Source organism: Nostoc sp. ChiQUE01b (genome assembly GCF_034531255.1).
Taxonomy (GTDB): domain Bacteria; phylum Cyanobacteriota; class Cyanobacteriia; order Cyanobacteriales; family Nostocaceae; genus Nostoc.
Genome location: NZ_JAVRBM010000012.1, coordinates 39717 through 63092 on the forward strand (window position 1 = coordinate 39717; position 23376 = coordinate 63092).

The 23376-nt window shown below is 41.0% G+C and carries 15 protein-coding genes and 1 pseudogene; 4 read left to right on the forward strand and 12 right to left on the reverse strand.

Translation table 11 applies throughout. The annotated features are described in order from the left end of the window. Positions 1 to 167 precede the first annotated feature (167 nt). From RMY63_RS10700 to RMY63_RS10725, 6 genes are all read right to left on the reverse strand, one after another. Positions 168 to 494, reverse strand: a complete 327-nt coding sequence (locus RMY63_RS10700) for a hypothetical protein (RefSeq protein WP_322728678.1) — start codon at positions 492 to 494, stop codon at positions 168 to 170. Further along, positions 484 to 1749 carry an LL-diaminopimelate aminotransferase gene (locus tag RMY63_RS10705; RefSeq protein ID WP_322728679.1) on the reverse strand — a complete coding sequence of 422 codons (1266 nt, stop codon included), beginning with the start codon at positions 1747 to 1749 and terminating at the stop codon, positions 484 to 486. Before RMY63_RS10705 ends, RMY63_RS10700 begins: the two co-directional genes overlap by 11 nt. Positions 1750 to 1860: 111 nt before the next feature. Further along, positions 1861 to 2196: a thioredoxin family protein gene (locus RMY63_RS10710; RefSeq protein WP_322728733.1), complete on the reverse strand. Its 336-nt coding sequence runs from the start codon at positions 2194 to 2196 to the stop codon at positions 1861 to 1863. 158 nt (positions 2197 to 2354) lie between these two features. After that, a complete protein-coding gene (locus RMY63_RS10715; RefSeq protein WP_322728680.1) occupies positions 2355 to 3131 on the reverse strand; it encodes a PspA/IM30 family protein in 777 nt (258 codons plus the stop codon). A 162-nt stretch (positions 3132 to 3293) separates the two neighbouring features. After that, on the reverse strand, positions 3294 to 4046 hold the full coding sequence (locus RMY63_RS10720) for a PspA/IM30 family protein (RefSeq protein WP_322728681.1): 753 nt from the start codon (positions 4044 to 4046) through the stop codon (positions 3294 to 3296). Between the two features lie 261 nt (positions 4047 to 4307). Further along, complete coding sequence (locus RMY63_RS10725; RefSeq protein ID WP_322728682.1) at positions 4308 to 5675, reverse strand: hypothetical protein; 1368 nt, start codon at positions 5673 to 5675, stop codon at positions 4308 to 4310. A 209-nt stretch (positions 5676 to 5884) separates the two neighbouring features. On the opposite strand from RMY63_RS10725, the gene RMY63_RS10730 reads away from it, so the two are divergent. Together RMY63_RS10730 and RMY63_RS10735 are read left to right on the forward strand one after the other, a co-directional pair. Continuing rightward, positions 5885 to 6424 carry a DUF721 domain-containing protein gene (locus tag RMY63_RS10730; protein ID WP_322728683.1) on the forward strand — a complete coding sequence of 180 codons (540 nt, stop codon included), beginning with the start codon at positions 5885 to 5887 and terminating at the stop codon, positions 6422 to 6424. Positions 6425 to 6964: 540 nt separating this feature from the next. Next, a complete protein-coding gene (locus tag RMY63_RS10735) occupies positions 6965 to 7279 on the forward strand; it encodes a hypothetical protein (protein WP_322728684.1) in 315 nt (104 codons plus the stop codon). Positions 7280 to 7406: 127 nt separating this feature from the next. Here RMY63_RS10735 and menB read toward each other — a convergent pair whose 3' ends face one another. Then, positions 7407 to 8240 (reverse strand): 1,4-dihydroxy-2-naphthoyl-CoA synthase, encoded by an 834-nt coding sequence (gene menB / locus RMY63_RS10740; RefSeq protein ID WP_322728685.1) that lies wholly within the window; start codon positions 8238 to 8240, stop codon positions 7407 to 7409. A gap of 229 nt (positions 8241 to 8469) precedes the next feature. Between menB and RMY63_RS10745 the strand changes: the two genes are divergently transcribed. Continuing rightward, on the forward strand, positions 8470 to 8667 hold the full coding sequence (locus tag RMY63_RS10745; RefSeq protein ID WP_322728686.1) for a hypothetical protein: 198 nt from the start codon (positions 8470 to 8472) through the stop codon (positions 8665 to 8667). A gap of 224 nt (positions 8668 to 8891) precedes the next feature. On the opposite strand, the gene RMY63_RS10755 is transcribed toward RMY63_RS10745, so the two are convergent. The 3 genes and pseudogenes from RMY63_RS10755 to RMY63_RS41750 all read right to left on the reverse strand — a co-directional run. Beyond that, positions 8892 to 9320 (reverse strand): transposase, encoded by a 429-nt coding sequence (locus tag RMY63_RS10755; protein ID WP_322728687.1) that lies wholly within the window; start codon positions 9318 to 9320, stop codon positions 8892 to 8894. An 18-nt stretch (positions 9321 to 9338) separates the two neighbouring features. After that, entirely contained in the window at positions 9339 to 9638 is a 300-nt protein-coding gene (locus RMY63_RS10760) for a transposase (protein WP_322728688.1), read from the reverse strand. A gap of 98 nt (positions 9639 to 9736) precedes the next feature. Then, positions 9737 to 9916 (reverse strand): annotated as a pseudogene (locus tag RMY63_RS41750) (IS4 family transposase); the annotation flags it as partial. A 231-nt stretch (positions 9917 to 10147) separates the two neighbouring features. Between RMY63_RS41750 and RMY63_RS10765 the strand changes: the two are divergent. Next, entirely contained in the window at positions 10148 to 10276 is a 129-nt protein-coding gene (locus RMY63_RS10765) for a hypothetical protein (RefSeq protein ID WP_322728689.1), read from the forward strand. A gap of 116 nt (positions 10277 to 10392) precedes the next feature. On the opposite strand, the gene RMY63_RS10770 is transcribed toward RMY63_RS10765, so the two are convergent. Together RMY63_RS10770 and RMY63_RS10775 are read right to left on the reverse strand one after the other, a co-directional pair. Next, positions 10393 to 19764 (reverse strand): non-ribosomal peptide synthetase, encoded by a 9372-nt coding sequence (locus tag RMY63_RS10770; protein ID WP_322728690.1) that lies wholly within the window; start codon positions 19762 to 19764, stop codon positions 10393 to 10395. Positions 19765 to 20016: 252 nt separating this feature from the next. After that, the coding region (locus RMY63_RS10775; protein WP_322728691.1) for an SdrD B-like domain-containing protein at positions 20017 to 23376 on the reverse strand (3360 nt) is incomplete at its 5' end.

The window sequence follows — 23376 nt, forward strand, 5'->3', positions numbered from 1 at the left end:
TATCTGAGCGTACAAACCCAGTTTAAGAAACGAGGAGACCTGATTGGGTAAAGTTACCTCTGATTATCAATAAAAAGATGAAGAATGTTTTGATATTTTTATACGTTTAATTACATATTTTAATCAAAATATGTAGTTATAAAAAATACTATATATTATTTTTTAGTTCAGTACAATACGGTGATTAATAGGGACGCACAAATGTCATTGGTGTCAACTTCAGCTGAAACTCCTTTAAAACCTCGTTTCCAGCCAGAGGCTGGAAATGCTGCTCTTGGCGGCTCTGCCGCGAGTTCGGAAGGCGGAGCCTCAATGAGGGGCATTTCCAGTCTCAGACTGGGAACGAGACAATATCTAAAAGCTTGTTCTAGGCTGGCTTTCACGTTAAGTTGACACCAATGCACAAATGTGTGAACCCGTACTGTGTGTTCTATTGGTGGAGTTTGCCACCAAAAATCTTTGGCGTTTAGCTTGAGAAGAAATTTAATGAACAAACTCAGCCATTCTTTCTACAGCAATTTCTAACAAAGGTGGCTCATGCACCAAGGCAAAACGGACATACCCTTCTCCAGATTTGCCAAAGCCAGCACCTGGAGAAACTGCTACACCAGTTTGTTTGACTAGCTGGGTACAAAATTCTACAGAGTTTTCACTCCAAGGTGAGGGCAATTTTGCCCAGATGTACATTGTGGCTTGGGGAGTGGGAACATTCCAGCCAATGCGGTGTAAAGCATTGATGAAAGCATCACGCCGCCTCTGGAAGGTGGTAACAGCAGATTTTACGCCAGCTTGAGGGCCAGTTAGGGCAGCGATCGCACCATTCAAAATTCCCCGATACTGATTAAAATCAACGGCGGCTTTGACTTGGCGTAAGGCATTAATTAACTGGGCATTACCGATGGCATAGCCAATGCGGAAACCGCCCATATTGTAAGACTTGGAAAGGGTGAAAAATTCAATCGAGACGCTTTTCTCTGGATCGGCTTGCAGAATCGAGGGGACTAGGGACTGGGTATTGGGTATTGGGGATTGGAAATTAATGATTCCCCTTGTCTCCTTGTCTCCTTGTCTCCCAGTCCCCAGTCCCCAGTCCCCACTCTCTCCAAATACCAAATCTACGTAGGGAAAATCGTGAACCAGCACGAGATTGTGTTTTTGACAGAAGGCGACAGCTTCTTGGAAGAAAGATAGAGGTGCGATCGCAGCGGTGGGATTATGAGGATAACTTAAGACCATCATCCGCGACTGAGCCAAGACTGGGGCAGGAATATCAGCAAACACTGGTAAAAAACCATTTTCTGCCAGTAGCGGCATCGGGTAGATTTGACCACTGGCTAGGTAGACTCCTCCGGCATGGGAAGGATAGCCTGGATCGAGCAACAGGGCAAAATCTCCTGGATTGAGTATTGCTAGGGGTAAATGGGCTGTGCCTTCTTGAGAACCAATTAAAGGTAGTACCTCAGTTTGAGGATCGACTTTGATGCCAAATTTTTGTTCGTACCAGTTGGCCGCGGCTTCGCGGAATCCTTGGGTACCGTTAAACAACAGATAGCCGTGGGTACTGCGATCATGGAGAGATTGGGCGATCGCCTCAATGACGTGAACCTCGGCTGGTAAATCAGAAGACCCCAACGACAAATCAATTATCTCTCGGCCAGCAGCCAAAGCGATTGCCTTGGCTCTGTCCATATCAGCAAATACATTAGATTTTAGGGGTTGTAAACGTTTTGCAAAATGTATGTTAGTCATTTGTCCTTTGTCCTTTGTCATTTGTCCTTTGTCCAATGACCAATACTTCTCTTCTAAGGCTGCGCCAAGGGCAACGCTCAGTACAAGTGACCAATGACCAATGACCAATGACTAATTACTATTTAAGTGCGTATCTAGGAGAGCAAGTAATTTATCTTTGCCGATGACTCCCTCGGTGGATATCAAAACTTCCTGGCCTTGAAATAGTCTGAGGGCGGGTACACCTTCCACTTGATACTGCTTAACAGTGAGTGGGTTGGGGTCGATTTCCATCTTAACGACTTTGAGGCGATCGCTATATTCGCTGGCAGCTGAGTTAATCGCGGGCGACATCAATTGACAGGGCCCACACCAGGAAGCCCAAAAGTAAACTAATACAGGCTGCTCGGCTTTTAATACTTCGGTTTCAAACTCAGCATCGGTTATGGTGATTACAGCCTTACTCATTGCAGTCTCCATCAGGTGGCGATCAAAGTTGGCACACACAATACTTTATCCCAAAGTCGTCCATAGTCCATAGTCAATAACAAATGACTAATGACTAATGACGTAAAATCCCACAGCCAACAGGTGTGGGACTAGCTCAAATAAGTTTTCTGCCAATTTTACAGTTGATCCAATTGCTTGCGTAGGGAATCCAACTCAGCATCAACCACCTCATTAGACTTAGGAGTAGTGGTTTGTTGTTGCGGTGGCAGTTGGGGTTGATTTTGGGGAGTGGCGGATGGTAACATTTGCGCTTTCAAAGCTGCCAATTCATCATCAACATCGCTACTACCTTCCAATTGGGCAAATTGGGTTTCTAAATCTGCACCTGCCAACTCGCCTTGTGCCTGGGCCCGGGCTTCTTGCATCAAGACTTTTTCTTCCATCCGCTCGAAGGCAGACATTGCACTGCTGGTATTCATCCCACGCACCATGCCTTGGAGTTGTTCTTGGGCTTTGGCAGTGGTGATTCTAGCTCTGAGCATTTCTTTCTTGGTTTTAGCCTCAGAAATTTTGCTTTCCAGCTGGATTAAGTTGCGCTTGAGGGTATCAACTTGGGTGCTTTGGGTATCTAAACTAGCTTTGAGGGCTGTACTGGTATCCGTATAAGTTTTCTTGCGCTCTAGAGCTTGTCGTGCTAGGTTCTCATCACCTTTTTGCAGCGCTAGTTGAGCATTGCGTTGCCACTTATTAATTTCATTTTGGGCATCATTGTACTGTTTCTCACTGCGTTTTTGGGCGGCGATCGTCTGGGCTACTCCCTGACGCAGCTGTACCAAGTCTTCCTGCATTTCCAGGATGGCTTGCTCTAGCATTTTTTCGGGGTCTTCGGCTTTGTTAACCAGGTCGTTGAGGTTAGAACTAACTACTCGCTTAATGCGATCGAATAATCCCATAACTTTGTTTTTCCTTGTGTGCTTTACGCTTTTTATTGGACAGTTAGCTTTTTTACTTTTTTATAGCTACCTATTTCAATGTAATCTTTCCAGTTTGAATCAGTACCTCCTAACAACTCTTAATTGTTAAGATATCTCCAAACTGGGGTAATTAGTTGAACTTCAAGAATCCTGAGTTTTGGGTAACTGCTGTTGGGGAGGCTGTCCTGTCTTCTGGCTCTCCTCAGTTAGGAGACTTTTGGGCTGTGTGTTTTCTGACTGCTTGAAAACCTGCACCTTCATCGCTGCCAATTCGGTATCTACATCATTAGATTCCAAAGAAGTAAATTGTGTTTCCAAGTCGTCACTACTAAGTTGAGCTATGGCTTCTGATTGAGCTTCTATCTGTGAAACTTTTTCTTCCATGCGCTCAAAGGCACTCAGACTGCTAGTAGCAGAAACTCCGCCGAGCATTTCTTGGAGGCGATAAGACGCTTCGGCAGAACGGGCGCGGGCAATATACATATCTTTTTTAGTTTTCGCCTCGGCAATTTTTAACTCTAGCGATCGCATATCCTTTTTTAGCCTAGCCACTATCTCATTTTGTTGTTCTATCTGATTGGATAGGGCTGTTGTAGTTTCTTTATAAGCTTGGCGCTTAGTCAAAGCTTCCCGTGCTAAAACTTCATTGCCTTGTCGCAGTGCTAGCTGGGCGCGGCGATACCATTCTTCTGCTTGAGACTGAGCAGCAGCAGCTTGGCGTTCCGTACGTTTTTGGGTGGCGATCGCTTGTGCTACACCCTGCCGCAACCGCACCAGATTTTCCTGCATCTCCAGGACAGTTTGCTCCAGAATCTTTTCTGGATCTTCTGCACCACCAATCAAACTATTGAGATTAGCGCGAATCACCCGCAGGATACGCTTGATTAATTCCATGTCGGCTCTCCATTCACGAAACTCAGTGCTGAATAATGAGTGTTGAGTGCTGAGTGCCTAGTTAAAGTCCTGAGTATAAGAATTTTTGTCGTAGGGTAGTTATGGACTGCTGAATGCCCAGTTAGAGTCCTGAGTATAAAAATTTTTGTCATAGAGTCGTAAACAAACAAGATTTTGTCTCTACTACTCAGCACTCTTCACTCTTCACTCAGCCCTCAGAACTCAGGACTGTTATCTCATGGTATCGTAGATTTTTGCAATTCATGGCTGCTGAACTCGTGCCTTGATTCCCTTCGCTTCTAACAGTTTCATCTGTTGTTTTACTTGCTCTTTAGTTTTAAAAGCACCCAGATAAATCAATTCTTTGTTGGGCGATAAATAAGCATCAGGAATTACTTGCCGTGCTGAGGCAAAAGCTGCGCCTTTATTATCTATCACTACATGATAGAACCCATCTGTTCCTGGTTTGATTTCTGTATTCGGCTTTGGTGAGGTTGCGATTGGCTTGGGCGAGGTTTTTGTCGCTAAAGTGGGAGGCAAATTCAGTGGTGGCAAAGATTGTAACGTCGGGACTGGTGCTAGAGCGATCGGGTTGGTCGGTTTTAGGGCTGTATTGGGGTCAGACAATGGTGCTTGAGGATTGGCGGGGTTTTGGGGAACAACTGGATTAGGCACTACTGCGGGGGTTGGTTGGACTTTGGGTTTTAAGCCAACTACATCATTGGGATCTCTGACTTCAGGAAACTCTTCAGTAGCTAGATTGGGATATTTGGGTATAGATATGCTTGGTGGCTGGATTTGAGGTTGGACATTACTCCCAACTTCCTCAGTATTTTCTGGTGTGGGAGATGAGTTGCCGTTAAACAAATTGCGTAAATTCCATTGGGGCAAGCTTTTAGGATTGAAGACTACATAACCCAAGGCAAGACTCGCTACTAATAGCAGCAACATAGAGCCAATACCCAAAGGTGATAGCAGACTGTCGCTAGAAGAATTGCTTGCTTTTTTGGTTTCTGGTTGTTCTTCTGTCAAACTTCGCAGCAGTGCTTCACTAGATTCTAAATAGTCATCTGGGTGCTTGGGGCTATCATCTGGCTGCAAGTGATTTTCGCTTTTAGTATTTTTAACAATTGCTGGCACGATGCTGCTATTAAAGTTGGGTGGGGGTGGTGGAAGTTGAGTTTGTGTTTTAGCTGCATTGGATGTGGAGGACACATTAAGATTATTCAGTTGCTCAATTTTTGCCGTAGCTGGTGCTGGGTTAATCTCAGGATTCACCGCTACAGATGCGGGTGGTACATCAATTTTTGCCGTAGCTGGCACTGGGTTCATCTCAGGATTCACGGTTAGAGATGCAGGCAGTACGTTGGTTTTAATTTCTGTTGCTGATGACTGAGTTGCGCCCAATGTTGTCGGAATGGCAGTTAACGGTTGGGGTTGTCCGCTCATGTAACTTGCAACACGGGATTGGTTCGATGACACCAAACCAGTTCGCGTGCGTCGGTACCGAGCTAACTCTTGATCTAGCGGCACCTCTAAACTTGCTAGTGCTGCTGCTAGTACTGGTTTCAACCCAGGTGTTTTAGATGATTGATGAGTACCGGAGTCGTTCACGGGGTTTTGAGTCATTGCTTTTGTGCCTCAAACGTAGATTATTGGAATTAACTTTTAGATATATTTTGTGACAATAGTAGCGGAAATTATTTAAATAGATAGAGTGGGTATTGGGCATTGGCCACAAGAGGCAGAGGGGCAGAGGGAAAAGACTTACTGCTACTTCTCCCCTGCTCCCCACTCCCCACTCCCCACTCCCCACTCCCCACTCCCCACTTTGAAAGATGTCGTTGAAATCAATTAATGATGTTTTAAGAATTCTGGAAAAGCAGGCTAAATGGCAGGAGCAACCATTTCAACGCCTGCTAAGGTGTTGGGCAGAAGTTGTTGGGCCAGTGGTTGCCGCAAATACTCGACCATTATCGATTCAGCGTGATGTTTTGTCGGTAGCAACTTCTAGTGCTGCTTGGGCGCAAAACCTGACTTTTGGTCGCACATCTCTACTTTTAAAGTTGAATAAAAAGCTGCCAACGCCTTTGGTTGATATTCGCTTCTCTACTGCTGGCTGGCAGAATCCGTCGGTAGAGAGAAAACAGCAACAATCGGTTTCGCCCCATGAGCATCCCAGTTACCTTGGTGATGAAATTAATCGCCCTGATGCTATACCGACTAAAGATGTAAATGCGGCTTTTGGATATTGGACGAAGATTGTGCGATCCCGATCGCATGGCTTACCCGTTTGTCCCCAGTGTCAATCTCCCACCCCATCTGGTGAACTCCAGCGTTGGGAAGTCTGTTCTGTCTGTGCTGCTAAACAGTTTTGAAAGTAAAATAGTTGAGCGATTATTCGTTAAGCAGAATTTATCCTGAACAAACTTGCTGCCATCACATAAAATAGTTTTGATTCTTGAGAAAAACATATTTTACTTAGGAGTTAAGCACAGGTCACGCAAAATCAAACCACAGAGAGCGCAGAGAACACAGAGGAATAAGAGTTAGAGAGGTTTTTTGCGTAAGTCCTATTACTGCTAGAATATGCCGAATTTGGTATGTAAAGCAGACTATTTATCTAGAATTCTATGCCTTAAGTATGGCTTAAGGAGGAAGTTAAAATGCTGGATAAATCAAAAGCTTTAGTTTTACTCTTGATCCCTAATAAGTTTTAGACGATATCTACATGTAACCACTTTAAAGATTATTTAAATATATAACAAGATTATAAAAATATCCTGAAGTTTATTTTTTCCTTGGGATCGCTGAAACCTATAGAAAATAATGACTTTTTGGCTTTTCTCCGTCTTTATATGTAGAAGCAAAATATAAAGATGAACTTCAGCCAGAAACGGCACTAAAGATGAATCCAAATGAAACCTATTAAATTTTTAGCATCTGCCTGTAAATATTGCCGTCATTACCAGCCAGAAGGTCGCCGTGGTGGAACGTGCCAGCAGTTGGGCGCACCAGTTCAAGCGACTTGGAAGGCTTGCTCTTTGGCGCTCCCACCTTTTGCACCTTCTTGGGAAACCTTGGAAGATGCTTGGGGTTTACCAGATGCAGCCCCAGTTTTAACATCTTGTCAATCTCTAGCCTCAGATTTAGACAATACTGCTCTTGTCCCGATAGAGGAAATAACTGCCTCTATATCTGAACAGGTAAAGACTAAAGCAGTGGTTATTTAGTTATCCATTATTACTGGACTGAGTTTGTAGTCTGCTTAAAATAAGATTTGTTTTTAAGATTTTTAATGCTGTAAAAGTTGATATATACAAAAATCGCACTTCATTAAAGGGTGCGATTTTTGCAATTCTAAGGTAGCCAAGGAAAAGAGCGAAAATCTGGTGGGCGCTTTTCAAGAAAGGCTTGTTTTCCCTCAGATCCTTCTTCTGTCATGTAATAAAGTAGGGTGGCATTACCAGCGAGTTCTTGTAAACCAGCTTGTCCGTCACAATCAGCGTTGAAGGCGGCTTTGAGACACCGAATTGCGATCGGACTTTTTTCTAAAATCTCCTGCGCCCATTGAATCCCTTCAGTTTCTAGTTGTTCGACTGGAACGACGCAATTAATTAAGCCCATTTCTAGCGCTTGTTGTGCATCATATTGGCGGCAGAGAAACCAAATTTCTCTAGCCTTTTTTTGTCCCACGATGCGGGCGAGATAGCTAGCTCCAAAACCACCGTCAAAACTGCCGACTTTCGGGCCAGTCTGTCCAAAAATGGCGTTATCGGCGGCGATGGTAAGGTCGCAAATCAAGTGTAAGACGTGTCCACCACCGATCGCATATCCAGCTACTAAAGCAATCACCACTTTCGGCATGGAACGAATCAGGCGTTGTAAGTCTAGCACATTCAAGCGAGGGATGCCAGCATCATCCACATAACCCGCATGTCCCCGCACGCTTTGATCGCCACCAGAACAGAAAGCATATTTGCCATCAGTGTGTGGACCATAACCAGTAAATAAAACAACACCAATAGTAGTATCTTCACGAGCATTACAGAAAGCATCGTACAGTTCAAAGACTGTTTTGGGACGGAAAGCATTGCGTTTATGAGGACGGTTGATGGTGATTTTCGCAATACCATCAGTTTTTTGATACAGGATATCTTCGTAGGTTTTGGCAGTTTGCCAGTTAATTTGCATTGGTATGGAGTGCGCTATTGCTTCGAGAATTTTATCGTGGACTTAGGGACAAGCGATACCTGCGGTGGGCTACGCCGACGCTAAAATTGGTGTCTCAAGCCTTTACAATCTGGTAATTGTCTGGGTGTTTTGTCAATGCCCATCACGTCAAAACTTTGCCCTTGCAATCGCATCACTGGGGGTAAAGTGAAAAGTTCTCAAACTCGCTTGGTGGTTAACCCTGCTGCCAATGCTTTCCGAATGGCGGCACAAACAGCTGGCAAGAATTTTCTATCGACTTTGGACAACTAAAGGTAACTATCAAGATATTGGCATGGATTATTATGAGCAACGTTACCAAGAACGAGTTATCAATAATCTCCAAAAAAAGGCTCTAGCTTTAGGTTTTGAGCTTGTTCCTCAGCCCGAAACAAATACGGTTTCTTAGGAGAGGGATAACCACTGTTGTTTTATCAAATTGCAAAAGGTAGCAGTAACTTTTGGTATTGGGACAGGCAATCACAGAAGGAAAGTTAACACCCAAAGCGAAACCCAAAGATATATAGAACCCATTTGGGATCTATCTATTCGCCAACCGCTTGAGCATCAGTCGAATGAAACAGAGATTGAGTTTTGCTGTCGCATGACTTAAGGTACGCTCAAAGTTTTTGACTAAGCTCTTACACCGCTCCATCCAAGCATTGGAACGTTCAATGATCCATCGTGTTGCAACTGGGACAAATCCTGCTTTGCCTTGGGCTGCTTTTTCGGCTTTCGTCGGCTTAGGTGCAAGTTGACTTCTATCTTGGTCAAGACTTGTGGATAGAGTTTTTCCAGGGCAGTGCTGATTGTGTTTGGGTGATAGCCGTGGTCGAGCAGGATGGTAATTTTAGGAATGTTGACAGGCTTGGCTCGAAAGTAATCCAGGTTGTGGCTCAAGAGTTCAATTAAGCCTTGATCATCGGTCACACTGGCTTTACTACAATGTGTGAAAAATGGTAGTCCTAGCGTATCAACAGCGAGATGTCGTTTGATGCCATTGGTGCATTTGTAATGACAGAACCCTTTGGATTCAATACTTGCAGTGCAGGTATTCTTCACCGCAAGGGAAGTCGATGATCAGCAATCTTGTCCACTTCGGTTTTTTTTGGCTTGTTGCCGCACCTGTGAATGCAACGCACTCATCATCCCTTCTAGAACCCCATCCACACGCCACTGCTTGTAATGCCAGAAAACGGGCGAGTAGGGCGGCAAGTCTTTCGGCAAATCACACCAGTTACAACCATTTTTTAGTTGGTAAAAGATACCATCCAGGATTTGGCGCTTTGTCCATCGCGGCGGTCTGGTTTTCTGCTTTTTTGGCAGTAATGGTTCAATTAGTTCCCACTCTTTATCGGTTAAGCTGCTGGTGTACGGCATTTATTTTTGATCCTAGCTCATTGCCAGAGATCCCAAATGGGTTCTATATAACCCTGAATCGTAGCGAAGCTTGGAAATTATATGCAAGTTAACTTGCCGAATCTCACCATCGTCCGATAACTACCACCAACGCCTGCAAGGGCGAGAGATTCCTAACATACTTACTCGGCCGCTCATTGCTTGCTAACATCGCCAGGATTATCTGGTTCAATTGCCGCATCGTTGTCGCGTTTATTTGCGGTAGCAAGCACTGTCGCAATGAGTAAGATGTCAAGCATGGGCTCAAAGAGTGGTCTTTGAGTTGTCGTTGTCAGAGACAATAACTCTACTACGTCAGCCCTACCTCTTCATACTCTTATTTTGGCTAAGGTATTGGCTGGCTGCTACACCTCACAAAAGCCTCGAATACTAACCCCACCGGCCCATGGGACTTTACCCTGCCGAAGTGGAATGCTCCTGCTGCCATCTGCCCCGACTGCAATGGTCAAGACTTCTTCACTCATAAACTGATGCTGGGATACGGACAACGGATGGTTCGCGCTAAAGCTGGCGAATTAGAAGAGCAGTTTGGGAGTGTGCGATCGCAGAATACCCGTTTATTCACGTTTACCCACAGCAAAAAGTACACCAACCTGTAGTTATCAAAGCAAACAAAGAAGGTATTTGTGTGCTAATCAAATGATTATCATTATTGTTTTCGGCTCGATTCTTGGTTTTTGTTGATTAATTTATTCTTTGGAAGTCCCTTATGATCCTAATCGTTCAGCATCTGTTTGGGGATCTTGCGGCTATCTACCCTTTCAATACAAACTTTTAATTTTTCAGCTAAAACCCGTACATGAGGTTCAGACATAATACTATCATGATGACCAGGAATATCATGGATTTCTAAACCGCCAGCAGCTAATTCTTCCCACCTTTCCAAATAACGAGTATATTCTTGAGTTTGTTCGACTGCTCTAAAAAATATTACTTTCCCTAGATAAACTGTAGGATAATAATTTTTGTAAGCAGTCGCGATCGCATCTCTCACTGCTAAGTTGAGAAATGCACGAGGTAAAGGCAGATTCCTGCTCACATAAAATTGGTAAACATTTTCCTTAATTCGATTCTGAATTCGGTGATTAATCTTTTCCCAAATCGATTTTATCTGCTGTTGAAGTGTCAAATTAGCAAAAGAGCTACGGCTGCGCTTAATCATATCCTTTAAACTCAATACAGATTGATGGATACGATTCACAGCTTTATTTGCTGGAGGTATCATTTTCGGAGGATAGGCATCAAAAATAGTTAGTAATTCAACAGTCTCTCCTTGAGCATAAAGTTGTTGTGCCATTTCATAAGCTATCATACCTCCTGCACACCATCCTCCCAGAAAATATGGTCCGTGTGGCTGAACAGTTTTTATTTCTTTAATATAATGAGATGCCATATCCTCAACACAGGTATGGGGAGATTCTATACCATCTAAACCCTTTGCTTGTAATCCATAAACTGGTTGGTCTGCATCTAATTTAGACAACAAATTCAGGCTATATATCAAACTTCCGTAAATAGTATGTATATAGAAAAAAGGTCTTTTTGAACCATGAGGTTGAATCGGAACTAATGAAGAACTAAAAGTAGAAAATTTTTCTTGACGAAGTATATTAGCTAGTTTTTTAATTGTTGAAGCTTGGAAAAAAGTATTCGGAGTAATATTTTTGCCTAATATATTTTCAATTTGAGTAACTAGCCTTATAGCTAGTAGAGAATGTCCTCCTACATCAAAAAAGTTATCATTCAACCCAAGGGGATGAACACCCAACACATTTTCCCAAATTTTGGTAAGTTTTAGTTCTAAATCATCAGATGGGGCTATATATTCTGCCGATTTCAACTTGTTAAAATCAGGAGTGGGAAGCGCAAGACGATTAATTTTACCATTAGGAGTTAAAGGCATAACATCAAGTTCAACAAAAGCAGCAGGAAGCATATAATCAGGTAACTTCTGCTCTAGGTACTGTTTTATTTCATTGATAATAGCCTCACCTCTTCTAGGAATAATATAAGCTACTAATCGCTTTTCTCCAATCATATCTTCTCTAGCAATGACAACAGCTTCTTTGATTTGAGAATGTTGGTTTAATAAAACTTCAATTTCTCCTAATTCAATCCGAAAACCACGAATTTTAACTTGAAAATCTTTCCTACCTAAACATTCTATGACACCATTAGCTCGCAAGCGTCCCAAGTCTCCAGTGCGGTAAATTCTCTTATTTTCACCCTGCGGATCTTCTAAAAATGCTGCTTTTGTTAATTCTGGTTTCTGCCAATATCCAAGGCAAATATAAGGACTTCTAATCGCTATTTCTCCATAGATATCAGTTTGCTTACATTCATGATTAAGCAAAATAATTTCTGTGTCTTCAAAAGCATAACCTGCCGGAACATACTTTTGGGTAATTTTGGTGTGTTTATCAATTAAATATTGAAGATTGAAAGAAGATTCTGTTGAGCCTAAACCATTAACAAAAATACATTCATCTGCAAATAATTTTTGATATAATTCAACATCATTTTTGATAACTTGTTCTCCTCCCAATACCACTAAACGCACCTGAGAAAGCTGCTTTTTTACAATTGATTCTTGGGAGTTTAATGTCTCAAGAAAATGTCTATAAACTGTAGGAGTAGAATGATAGATAGTAATTTTCTCTATTTCTAACCAATCAACTAAGTGAGCTAAACCTTCTGATTTTATATCAAACGGGTACAGAGTCGCACCATTCAAAAGAGCCGAAAAAATATCAATAATAGCTGCATCAAAACTATAAGATGCAAATAAACTTAATTTGTCCTCTGATGAAACATGAAGATTATTAGTATAGTTTCTAATGAAATGTAGGACATTGCGGTGATTTTGGATAACTCCTTTGGGTTTTCCTGTCGAACCAGAAGTGTAAAGAATATAGGCAAGAGTATCTGGTGATATTTCTTGGTTATTTTCTAAAAACGAATCATTAATCTTAATATCATCAACATTAATAACGGGCAATTTACCCTGAACTAATTCTTGAGCATAACTCAAATTTTTGTGATTAGTTAAAACGACTTGAGCAAGCGAATTTTCGAGAATATATAAAACCCTATATTGGGGATATTTGGGGTCAAGAGGAATATAAGTTTTGCCTGCTTTTAAAACTCCCAATATTGCAGCTATCATTGGTGCATCATGGTCAAATAACAGGGCAATCTTACCCTCTTGCTCGTTATTTTCCTCAAGAAGTGCTTGAGCTATCCTATTAGCTTGAGTATTTAACTCTTTATAAGTCCATTGATAATTTTGAGTTTTGACAGCAATATGATGAGGGTATTTTGTTACTTGCTGCTCAAATCGCGATGGTATAGATTGTTCAATCTCTTGTTTTGGAAATTCTATAAATGAATTAGTAGGACTAACTTGATGACGCTGATGTGATAATTCATAACGCTCCGTTTCAGTTAAAATCGAGAAACTAGAGATTGTTTTTTCTGGATGAGTAGAAATTCCTTCTAGCAATTTCTGGAAATGCGTTGCCATCCATTGAATTGTATCTACATTGAAGAGAATCGTATTATAAACAAATCGCAGATGAATTTGATTATTTTCTTCTCCTACATAAAGACTCAAATCAAACTTAGAAGTGGTTTCAATAATAGAAATTGGTTCGACTATTAAATCATTAAGTTTGAGAGAATCATGAGCTAAGGGAACCATGTTAAACCAAACTTGAAATACCGGATTATAGCTGACACTTTTTGCAAGTTTGAGTTCTTCTACTAGCTTTTGAAAAGGTAAGTCTTGATGAGTATAAGCGTCTAAAGTAACTTGTCGAACGCGATTTAGTAATTCTCGGAAACTAGGATTTCCGCTCAAATCGCTCCGCAAAGCCAAAGTGTTGACAAAAAACCCAATTAAATTTTCAATTTCTGTGCGGTTGCGTCCCACGATGGGAGTTCCCATAATTATATCTTCTTGTCCACTGTAGCGAGAAAGTAATACTTTAAATGCTGCCAATAGAGTCATAAATAAAGTGACCCCTTCTTTTTGGCAGAGGGTTTTGATGTTTGCAGTTAATTCCGAAGATAACAACAGAGTATGGGAAGCACCTTGATAAGTTTGGACTTGTGGACGGGGAGAGTCCATAGGTAATTCTAAAACAGGTAAGGCTCCACCTAATTGTTGTTTCCAGTAAACAAGTTGAGATTCTAAAAATTCATCTGTAAACCAGTGGTGCTGATACAAGGCAAAGTCAGCATATTGGATGGAAGGGGATGGTAATTGTAAGGGATTACCTGTAGAAAAGGCTTGATAAAGTGCCGCCAGTTCCCGTTGCAATATATCATCAGACCAACCATCAAAAATAATGTGATGAATATTAAATAACAGTAGATGCGATTCTGGCTTTAACCGCAACAGTTTAACACGAAAGAGAACATCATTTGCTAGATTAACAGGTGTTTCTGCTTCTTGTTGAGCTATGTTTTCTGCTGCTATTTCTCGTTGCTTATTAGGCAAAGATTGTAAATCTATGATAGGTAATTTGAAATCAATATTTTTAGTAATTACCTGAGTTGGTTCTCCGTCTTTTGAAATAAAATTAGTTCGCAGAATTTCATGACGTTGTATAATTTCGCCTATACTTCTTTCTAAGGCAGTAATATTTAGTACACCCTGAAGCCGTAGCTTGAAGGGCATATTATAAGCAGTGCTGTTGGGTTCTATTTGCGCGAAAAACCAAAGACGTTGTTGAGCAAAGGAAAGTGGTAGATTTTCTTGTTCCTGTCTGGGTTCAATTGGTGGCAATAATAAAGAATTGTTAGTTTGTTCAGTAATACCGATCGCTAGGGAAAGTTGCGAAATAGTAGGATATTCAAAGAGTAAGCTTAATGGTATTTCTTGATTAAAGGTTTGTCTGATACGCGAGACAAGAAGAGTTGCCAGCAATGAATGTCCACCTAACTCAAAGAAGTTATCATCAATGCCAATATTTTCTACTTTCAGAACCTGACTCCAGATATTAGCAAGAATTTTTTGTGTATGAGTTATTGGAGCAGTATCTTTAATTCGAGAAGCAGAAAAATCGGGAGCAGGAAGAACATGATAGTCAATTTTACCATTGGGAGTCAAAGGGAAAAATTCTAAAGCCACGAAAGCAGAAGGAACCATATAATCAGGTAGCTTCTGTTTCAAATAATCACGTAATTTCTGGGATATTTCTGATTGTAATAAGGTTATTTCTTGATTACCTATTCCCTCTTTTGCAGAGTAGGGGATAATATAGGCAATTAATCTTTGTTCGCCAGGTATATATTCTCTAGCGATGACTTTAGCTTCTTTCAAATCTGGATATTGATTTAATAAAGTTTCAATTTCTCCTAATTCTATTCTGAAACCGCGTATTTTAACTTGGTTATCGATGCGTCCCAAAAATTGGATATTACCATCAGGTAAATAACGAGCTAAATCTCCCGTTTTATACAATTTGGTATTTTCTAGGGGATGAAAAATGAACTTCTCGTTCGTTAATTCCGGTCGATTTAAATAACCTTGTGCTAAACTCTCTCCTCCAATATATAACTCCCCAGCAGCACCGATAGGAACGAGATTTTTCTGAGGATCGAGAATATATACTTTGCGATTTGGTAAGGGACGACCAATGGGAATGTTGGTATAAGATTCGAGCGCTGTAATGTCTTGAGGAACTGTAAAAGCGATCGCTGTTATGGTTGCTTCTGTCGGACCGTAAGCATTAATTAAGCTGACTCCTTTTATCGGACTGTTGTACCAAATTTTTAGGGTTTCTGCTGGTAGTGCTTCACCACCGCAAATGACTAATCTGAGTTGATTTATGGGAGCGAAACAAGTCTTTTCATCTAGAGACTGCAACCATTGAGTTAAGTAAACAGGAGGAATGTCAACAACAGTCAAACTATAATCAATCAATTTTTGGTGGAATTCTGAGGGAGTTAATAATTTCGCGTTAGCAATGATCAGGGTAGCTCCCACTACTAGAGTTGTTAAAGTTTGCTCTAAGGAAACATCGAAACTGAGAGAGGCAAATTGTAAAATGCGATCGCTCGAATTGAGTTGGTAGTGTTGTATAATATTCTGACAGTGATGAGCGATCGCTTGATGTGAAATCAAAACTCCTTTCGGTGTTCCTGTTGAACCAGAGGTATAAATAATATAAGCCAGATTGTCCGCACTTATACAACTTTGCAGATTGTTTGTAGATTCGATTGCAATATGTAGCCAATCTGCATCTAAATTCACAACTTGTAGCGAATTTATGAATAACTTATCAGCTAAAGATTTTTGGGTCAAAAGAATAGTAACTTGCGAGTCCTCAATCATAAACCTGAGACGTTCTTGAGGGTAAACTGGGTCTAGTGGTAAATAGACACCTCCAGCTTTGAGAATTCCTAATAACCCAATAATTCTTGCTAAAGATGGTTCTAAACACAATCCTACTAATTTATTCGCACTGATTCCTAGTTTTTGCAGATAATTTGCTACTTGATTAGCTTTTTTGTTGAGTTCTTGATAGGTTATTTCTTCGTTTTCAAACACCACCGCAATCGCATCAGGTGTTTTTTCTACTTGTTCTTCAAACAATTGATGAATATATTTATCATTATTAATATTGACCTCACTCTGATTCCAAGCAATTAATAATTGATGCTTTTCCGATTCAGTGAGTAAAGGTAATTGCCAAATATTTTGTTCAGAATCAGTCAATATCTCAGACAATAAAACTTGGAAATTTTTGAGCATTCGCTCCATTGTCGAATCATCAAACAAATCCGTATTGTATTCCCACTCACCTATTAACTGTCCATTCCGTTCTTCCATTGACAAAGTGAGGTCGAATTTCGCCGTTATTACTAATGGCTCTAAAACTTCTACATTTAAATTTGGTAATTGTAATTCTCCTATTAGTGCATTTTGCAAAGCAAACATCACCTGAAAAATAGGAGTATGACTGGGATCGCGTTCTGGTTGTAAAACTTCAACTAGCTGCTCAAATGGTACATCCTGATGGGTGTATGCTTCTAAACATACCCGTCGGACTCGACTTAGTAATTCTCTAAAACTCGGATGTTCGCTTAAATCAGTTCGCAATGCTAAGGTATTAACAAAAAATCCCATTAATCCCTCAATTTCTCTGCGGTTACGTCCCGCAATGGGAGTTCCTACAATTACATCTTCTTGTCCGCTGTAGCGACAAAGTAATACTTTAAACGCTGCTAGTAAAGTCATGAACAAAGTCACACCCTCTTTTTGAGTAAAAGATGTGATACTTGCAGTTAACTCTGGTGATAAAACGAAGGTTTTTGTTGTTCCTCTGTAGGTTTGGACTTTGGGACGAGGACGGTCTATAGGTAATTCTAATATAGGTAAAATTCCACTTAGTTGCTGTTTCCAGTAATTAAATTGTAATTCTAAATTACTACCAGTAAGCCACTTTCTTTGCCATAAACTAAAGTCTGCATACTGAATAGGAAGTTTCGTTAACGGAGAAGTCAAACCTTCACAATAAGCTGTATAAATTGCGTTCAATTCCGCAAATAGTATCCCAAAAGACCAGCCATCAAAAATGATGTGATGAATATTAAATATCAGTAGAGATTTTTCGGCACTCAATTGCAACAAATGAACACGAAATAGAGCATCTTTCGCCAGATTAAAAGGTCTTTTTGCTTCTTTTTTAGCTATTTTTGCAGCTTCTATTTTTAGTTGATCATCAGATAATGATTGTAAATTAATGACAGGTAAACTAAAGCTATTTTTTGAGCTATCATTAATAATCTGTATCGCTTGTCCGTCGATAACAACAAAATTTGTGCGTAATAATTCGTGACGCTCTATGATGTCAGCGATGCTTTTTTCCAAAGCAGCAATGTGAAGTAAACCCTGAATTTTAAAACTGTAAACAAGATTATAAGCAGTGCTATTAGGTTGTAACTGGTCTAAAAACCAAAGACGTTGTTGAGCAAAAGATAGGGGTAGAGTCTCTAGCTGTTGTCTTGGTTCTATTATTGGTATTAATAAATTATTATTAGTTGTTTCTGTAATGCCAAGATGCTTGGAAAATTCAACAATAGTAGGAAATTCAAATAATAAATGGATTGGGATTTCTTGGTTAAATGCCTGTCTAATCCGCGATAGAACTTGTGTCGCTAGTAATGAATGTCCACCTAATTCAAAAAAGTTATCATCAATTCCAATATTATCTACCTTCAGAACCTGACTCCAAATATCAGTGATAACTTTTTCCGTAGGATTCTGAGGAGCAACATAATTACTGCGAGCAGATGTGTAATTGGGAGCAGGAAGAACGCGATAGTCAACTTTACCATTATTAGTCAAAGGGAAAGACTCTAACAGTACAAAAGCAGCGGGAATCATATAATCAGGTAGCTGCTGTTTTAGATAATCGCGTATTTGATCTGAAATTTCTGATTGTAATGAGTTAAATTCCTTTTTTACAGAGTTGGGTATAATATAGGCAACTAATCTCTTATCTCCAGGAATATCTTCCCTAGCGATAACTTTAGCTTCTCTCAGATTGGGATGTTGATTTAATAATGTTTCGATTTCTCCTAACTCAATTCTGAAACCGCGAATTTTTACTTGATTATCAATTCTTCCTAGATACTCAATATCACCATTAGGTAAATAACAAGCTAAATCACCTGTTTTATAAAGACGCGCTTCTGGTTGATTATTAAAAGGATGGGAAATAAACCTTTGGGCAGTTAATTCTGGTCGATTTAAATAACCACGTGCTAAACCTGCACCTCCGATATAAATTTCACCAGCTACACCAACAGGTACATGTTGCAGATGAGAATCTAATATGTAAAATTGTAAGTCTGGAATCGCACAACCAATTACTTTTGATGAAGAATTTAAATCGGCTATATTGATGGGGCGATAGGTAACATGAACAGTAGTTTCCGTAATACCGTACATATTCACTAATTGAGGAAACTTGTCTCCATGTCTGTCAAACCAAGGTTTTAAACTTTGAATATTCAGTGCTTCTCCACCAAAAATAACAAAGCGTAAGTTCAAATTACTATAATTAATATTATTACTTAAAGACGCTTCAAATTGTATCAGTTGTTGGAAAGCAGAAGGTGTTTGATTCAGAACTGTAATTTTTTCTTGCGATAATAAATTATAAAATAATTCCGGAGAACGACTCACATAATAAGGAACAATAACAAGACGACCACCATAGAGAAGCGCACCCCAAATTTCCCACACGGAAAAGTCAAATGCGTAGGAATGGAACAAACTCCAAACATCATTCTGGCTAAATTGAAACCAAGGCTGTGTGGCTGCAAATAAACGAACGACGTTACAGTGGGAAATAAGAACACCTTTAGGTTGACCTGTTGAGCCAGAAGTGTAAATAATATAGGCGAGGTTACTAGGCTTAACGGCTATCTTTGTTGGTTGACTTGGTGTTTTGACGATATCTTCCCAATCAGTATCTAAACAAACTATCCTAGCTTGATGTTCGGGAAGTTTTTCAACTAAATGCTGTTGTGTTAACAATATTGAAACTTGAGAATCTGACAGCATGAAAGCTAAACGTTCTTGAGGATAGGCAATATCCAAAGGTACATAAGCTCCACCAGCTTTGAGAATCCCTAATATTCCTACAACCATTTCTAGGGAACGTTCTACACAAATACCCACTAAAACTTCTGATTGTACTCCTAATGATTGCAAATAATTAGCTAATTTATTTGCACGTTGATTGAGTTCTTGATAAGTAAGTTGTTGATTTACTCTTCTGCTGTCGGAGACGCTACGCATAGCTTGCTTCCCCAAAGGGGTACGAGAAGTCGCGCTTTGCGCCTCTACAAACACCACCGCGATCGCATCTGGTGTTTTCTCTACCTGTTCCTCAAACAACTCATGAATGCACTTATCTTGGGGATAATCTGTCTGAGTTTGATTCCATTCAATTAATAATTGATGTCTTTCCTGTTCTGTAACAGAGGCTGTAAAACCGTGCAAGAAACCACACCAGAATTGTTCAGGATTTGCATAAGACTCTAGAAAAGTATCTTCTATATTTTTCATAAGTATATTTTTTTAGAATTTAATTACGTGTTAATACGTAGTAATTAAGTATATTTTTTTATATTCAGAGTATAACAAAAATATTTGAAAAGTATAAAAAATCCCCCTTAAATCTAAGTTTAATAAGCGATTTTTTAGTTAAGGAAATTAATCTGCCCGAAACCATTGTAGAGACGTTATATGTAACGTTTCTACAATGATTAACTCCGGGGCATCCTGAACCGCCGTTATAAAATTGTTATTTCTAGCGAGTTATGCGTTTCCTCCGTAGTAAACATTATCCGCAAGACCTAAACCGTTGTTGTACTTATCCAGGTTGGAATTAATTACACTACCAGCCTCTAATCCATAGAGAACATTGGTGTTGGAACTGTAGGGATTTGGCAAGCTGGAGGCACTCGAAATGCCTTGACTCCAGTAAGTATCAGCAAGGGGGCTATTAACACTGCTACCAGTCATACTGTTCAATGCGCCATCGCCCTTCTTATCGCCATTTTCGTCTGGAGTTATGGCTTGCAACCAATTGATGCCTTCGTTAATGTAGTATCGAGCATCTTTATCAGTTGTATTGGCGGTGTCAATAGGGTTGCCAGCGAGGTAATTTAACCAACCAGCAACCAAAGAGCGACCAAGATCGTAACGCTTATCTCCGTTCGGGTGTTGGGAAGCATCAACAATCTGGAGTGCCTGTTTACGAGAATAGTAGAGAGTATCTTCACCTGCATCACTTTTACCATTACGGTTGTAGTCGCCGATTAGTACACCTGTTTCATATTGTCCGGTCACTGGATCGAGAACTTTTCCAGGTTGTGCAGAATTCGTGTAAGGTGCGAACAGAAGATCGCCGTCAGCAAAATTGGACTGTGTTTTTTGTGATGGTTCGTTGCCTTGAATACCGTCCCAGAAGGTTTGCCAGGTTGTGTTCTGCCAGAATCCGGGAGTACGTACACCAGGGGCTGATGGGATGGGAGCAGCTAGAATATTGTCAGTATCGGTGGCACTGTTGTTGTTGGTGTTGGTGTCAGTGAAACCAGTTGGACCCGTAATTGTAGCAGTATTAGTGAGAGAGCCACTGGTTTGAGTCGTTGCCTTGAGGATATCAAGAGATTTGAGCTTAAAGCTATCGTCACAATCTCCGATTTTAGCGGCAATAACCACAGCGTTACCGACAATGTTATTCGCATTGATATCTGCCGTGCGATCGCTGTTACCACCGTTGTTAACTTCAGTGAAACCGAAGCTATTGAGAACCGAACTATTTAAGTTAAGGTGATTGGTGTAAGGATTGTTGAAGTTACCAACCCAGACAGAGATATCACTATCTCCACCATCAACGTAAGCTAATGCAGCTTTGTTAATAACCACCGACTCAGAGAATTCTAGCAAAACGTAGTTGTTAAGACCAGAATTATCGACGCGATGGCTTCCACTATTACCATCTTCAGTGGCATCAATTACACCTAAGCCCCAATTGCCGTAGATACCTAGAGCGGCGGTATTCCAGGTTCCCGTGCTGGTGCTACTGAAAGCACTGGCTTTGACAGAAACACCATTAGCAGAGAAAGTGCGAATGTTGCCCTTACTACCATTGCTCGAACTGCCATCGGTCAAGTTAATAGTGGTAGCAGTGGTGTAGGAAGAAGTCGCAGCGGCTACAGTTGCATTCACGGTATAGGTGATGCTGCTGCCACCTGCTAAGGTGACGTAATCATTGATGTTGCCTGTACCACTGGTTTGATTATCTTTAGCTCCTCCGGTAGCGACACTAGTCCAAGTCACATCGGTGAGATTCGTTGGCATGATATCGCTCACCAAGGCATTGGTAGCAGTCATCAGACCATTATTTTTAGCGACAATGGTGTAGGTAATCTTCTGTCCGGGGGTAACAGTTGTCAAACCATCGGTTTTGGTAATTGACAGGTCGCCGATGTTTTTAATTAGTCCTGCATCAATCGTCAGGTTATCAGTTGTACCGACAGAGAATTGAGCCGTTGTGCCGTTGGCATTAACAACATCATTATCAACCGCATCGCTTCCCATATTGGTGGTGGTAAATCCATCGAAGCCAGTGGGTTGAACGAATTGAACGCTGTAGCTGCTGTTGGCGTTGACGTTGAATTGGTAAAGACCATTGGTATCGGTGGTCGTTGCCCCAATTTGAGTACCTGTTTGGTTAAAGAGCTTAACAGCTATACCAGAAACTCCTGATTCACCTGCATCTTGAACACCATTTCCATCAACATCGTACCAAACGCGATCGCCTATTTTAACAGTAGAAGCAGCAACAATCGTGTCTGTGTCGGTGGCGCTGTTGTTGCTGGTGTTGGTATCAGTGAACCCAGTGGGACCTGTAATTGTAGCGGTGTTGTTGACAGAGCCACTGGTTTGAGTCGTTGCTTTGAGGATATCAAGAGATTTGAGCTTAAAGCTATCGTTGGTATCGCCGATTTTAGCGGCAATTACCACAGCGTTACCTACAATGTTATTCGCATTGATATCTGCCGTGCGATCGGTGCTACCACCGTTGTTGAATTCGGTAAAGCCGAAGCTATTGAGAACCGAATTATTTAAGGTGAGGTGATTAGTGTAAGGATTGTTGAACTTACCAACCCAGATAGAGATATCACTATCCCCACCATCAACGTAAGCTAATGCAGCTTTGTCAATAACCACCGACTCAGAAAATTCTAGTAAAACGTAGTTGTTAAGACCGGAATTATCGACGCGATGGCTTCCAGTATTACCATCTTCAGTGCCATCAATTACACCTAAGCCCCAACTGCCGTAGATACCCAGAGCGGCGGTATTCCAGGTTCCCGTGCTGGTGCTACTGAAAGCACTGGCGTTGACAGAAACACCATTAGCAGAGAAAGTGCGAATGTTGCCCACAGTACCATTGCTCGAACCGCTACTTGTCAAGCTAATGGTGGTGGGAATGGTGTAGGAAGGAAGCGGGTTAGCGGCTACAATTGCATTCACCGTATAGGTGATGCTGCTACCGGCTGCTAAGGTGACGTAATCGTTGATGTTGCCTGTTCCACTGGTTTGATTGTCCGTTGCACCACCAGTAGCTACGCTAGTCCAAGCGATATTAGTCAAATTGCTGGGCATGATATCGCTCACCAAGGCATTGGTAGCAGTAATCAGACCATTATTTTTAGCCACGATGGTGTAGGTAATCTGCTGTCCGGGAGTAACAGTTGTCAAACCATCGGTTTTGGTAATTGACAGGTCGCCGGCATTTTGATAAATTCCTGCATCTAAAGTCAGGTTGTTTTCCCCAGAAGCCAGGGTAACAATCTGAGTTTTGCCAGTAATGGCATTAGCATCGGAATCTACAGCATCATTAGCACCTATGTTAGCTTGAGTAAATTGATATCCCGCAGGCAAATTAGAGAATCCAACTTGATATTCTTGACCTGGTGTTAGTCCAGCGAAGTTGTAGTTGCCATTAGCATTGGTAGTTGTGGTGATGGTGGTATCGCCAATGCCGTTGATGATGCCATCCGACCCGCCGCTAGTTAGGGTAACAGTTACACCACTTACTCCCGTTTCACCTACATCTTGAATGCCGTTGTTGTTACCATCATTGAATACAAAGTCTCCCAAGGA

Coding starts and splice junctions, on each gene's coding strand:
- RMY63_RS10705 (WP_322728679.1), bottom strand. CDS start 1,749: ATGACTAACATACATTTTGCAAAACGTTTACAACCCCTAAAATCTAAT.
- RMY63_RS10710 (WP_322728733.1), bottom strand. CDS start 2,196: ATGAGTAAGGCTGTAATCACCATAACCGATGCTGAGTTTGAAACCGAA.
- RMY63_RS10715 (WP_322728680.1), bottom strand. CDS start 3,131: ATGGGATTATTCGATCGCATTAAGCGAGTAGTTAGTTCTAACCTCAAC.
- RMY63_RS10720 (WP_322728681.1), bottom strand. CDS start 4,046: ATGGAATTAATCAAGCGTATCCTGCGGGTGATTCGCGCTAATCTCAAT.
- RMY63_RS10725 (WP_322728682.1), bottom strand. CDS start 5,675: ATGACTCAAAACCCCGTGAACGACTCCGGTACTCATCAATCATCTAAA.
- RMY63_RS10730 (WP_322728683.1), top strand. CDS start 5,885: ATGTCGTTGAAATCAATTAATGATGTTTTAAGAATTCTGGAAAAGCAG.
- RMY63_RS10735 (WP_322728684.1), top strand. CDS start 6,965: ATGAAACCTATTAAATTTTTAGCATCTGCCTGTAAATATTGCCGTCAT.
- menB (WP_322728685.1), bottom strand. CDS start 8,240: ATGCAAATTAACTGGCAAACTGCCAAAACCTACGAAGATATCCTGTAT.
- RMY63_RS10745 (WP_322728686.1), top strand. CDS start 8,470: ATGCTTTCCGAATGGCGGCACAAACAGCTGGCAAGAATTTTCTATCGA.
- RMY63_RS10760 (WP_322728688.1), bottom strand. CDS start 9,638: ATGCCGTACACCAGCAGCTTAACCGATAAAGAGTGGGAACTAATTGAA.
- RMY63_RS10765 (WP_322728689.1), top strand. CDS start 10,148: ATGCTGGGATACGGACAACGGATGGTTCGCGCTAAAGCTGGCGAATTA.
- RMY63_RS10770 (WP_322728690.1), bottom strand. CDS start 19,764: ATGAAAAATATAGAAGATACTTTTCTAGAGTCTTATGCAAATCCTGAA.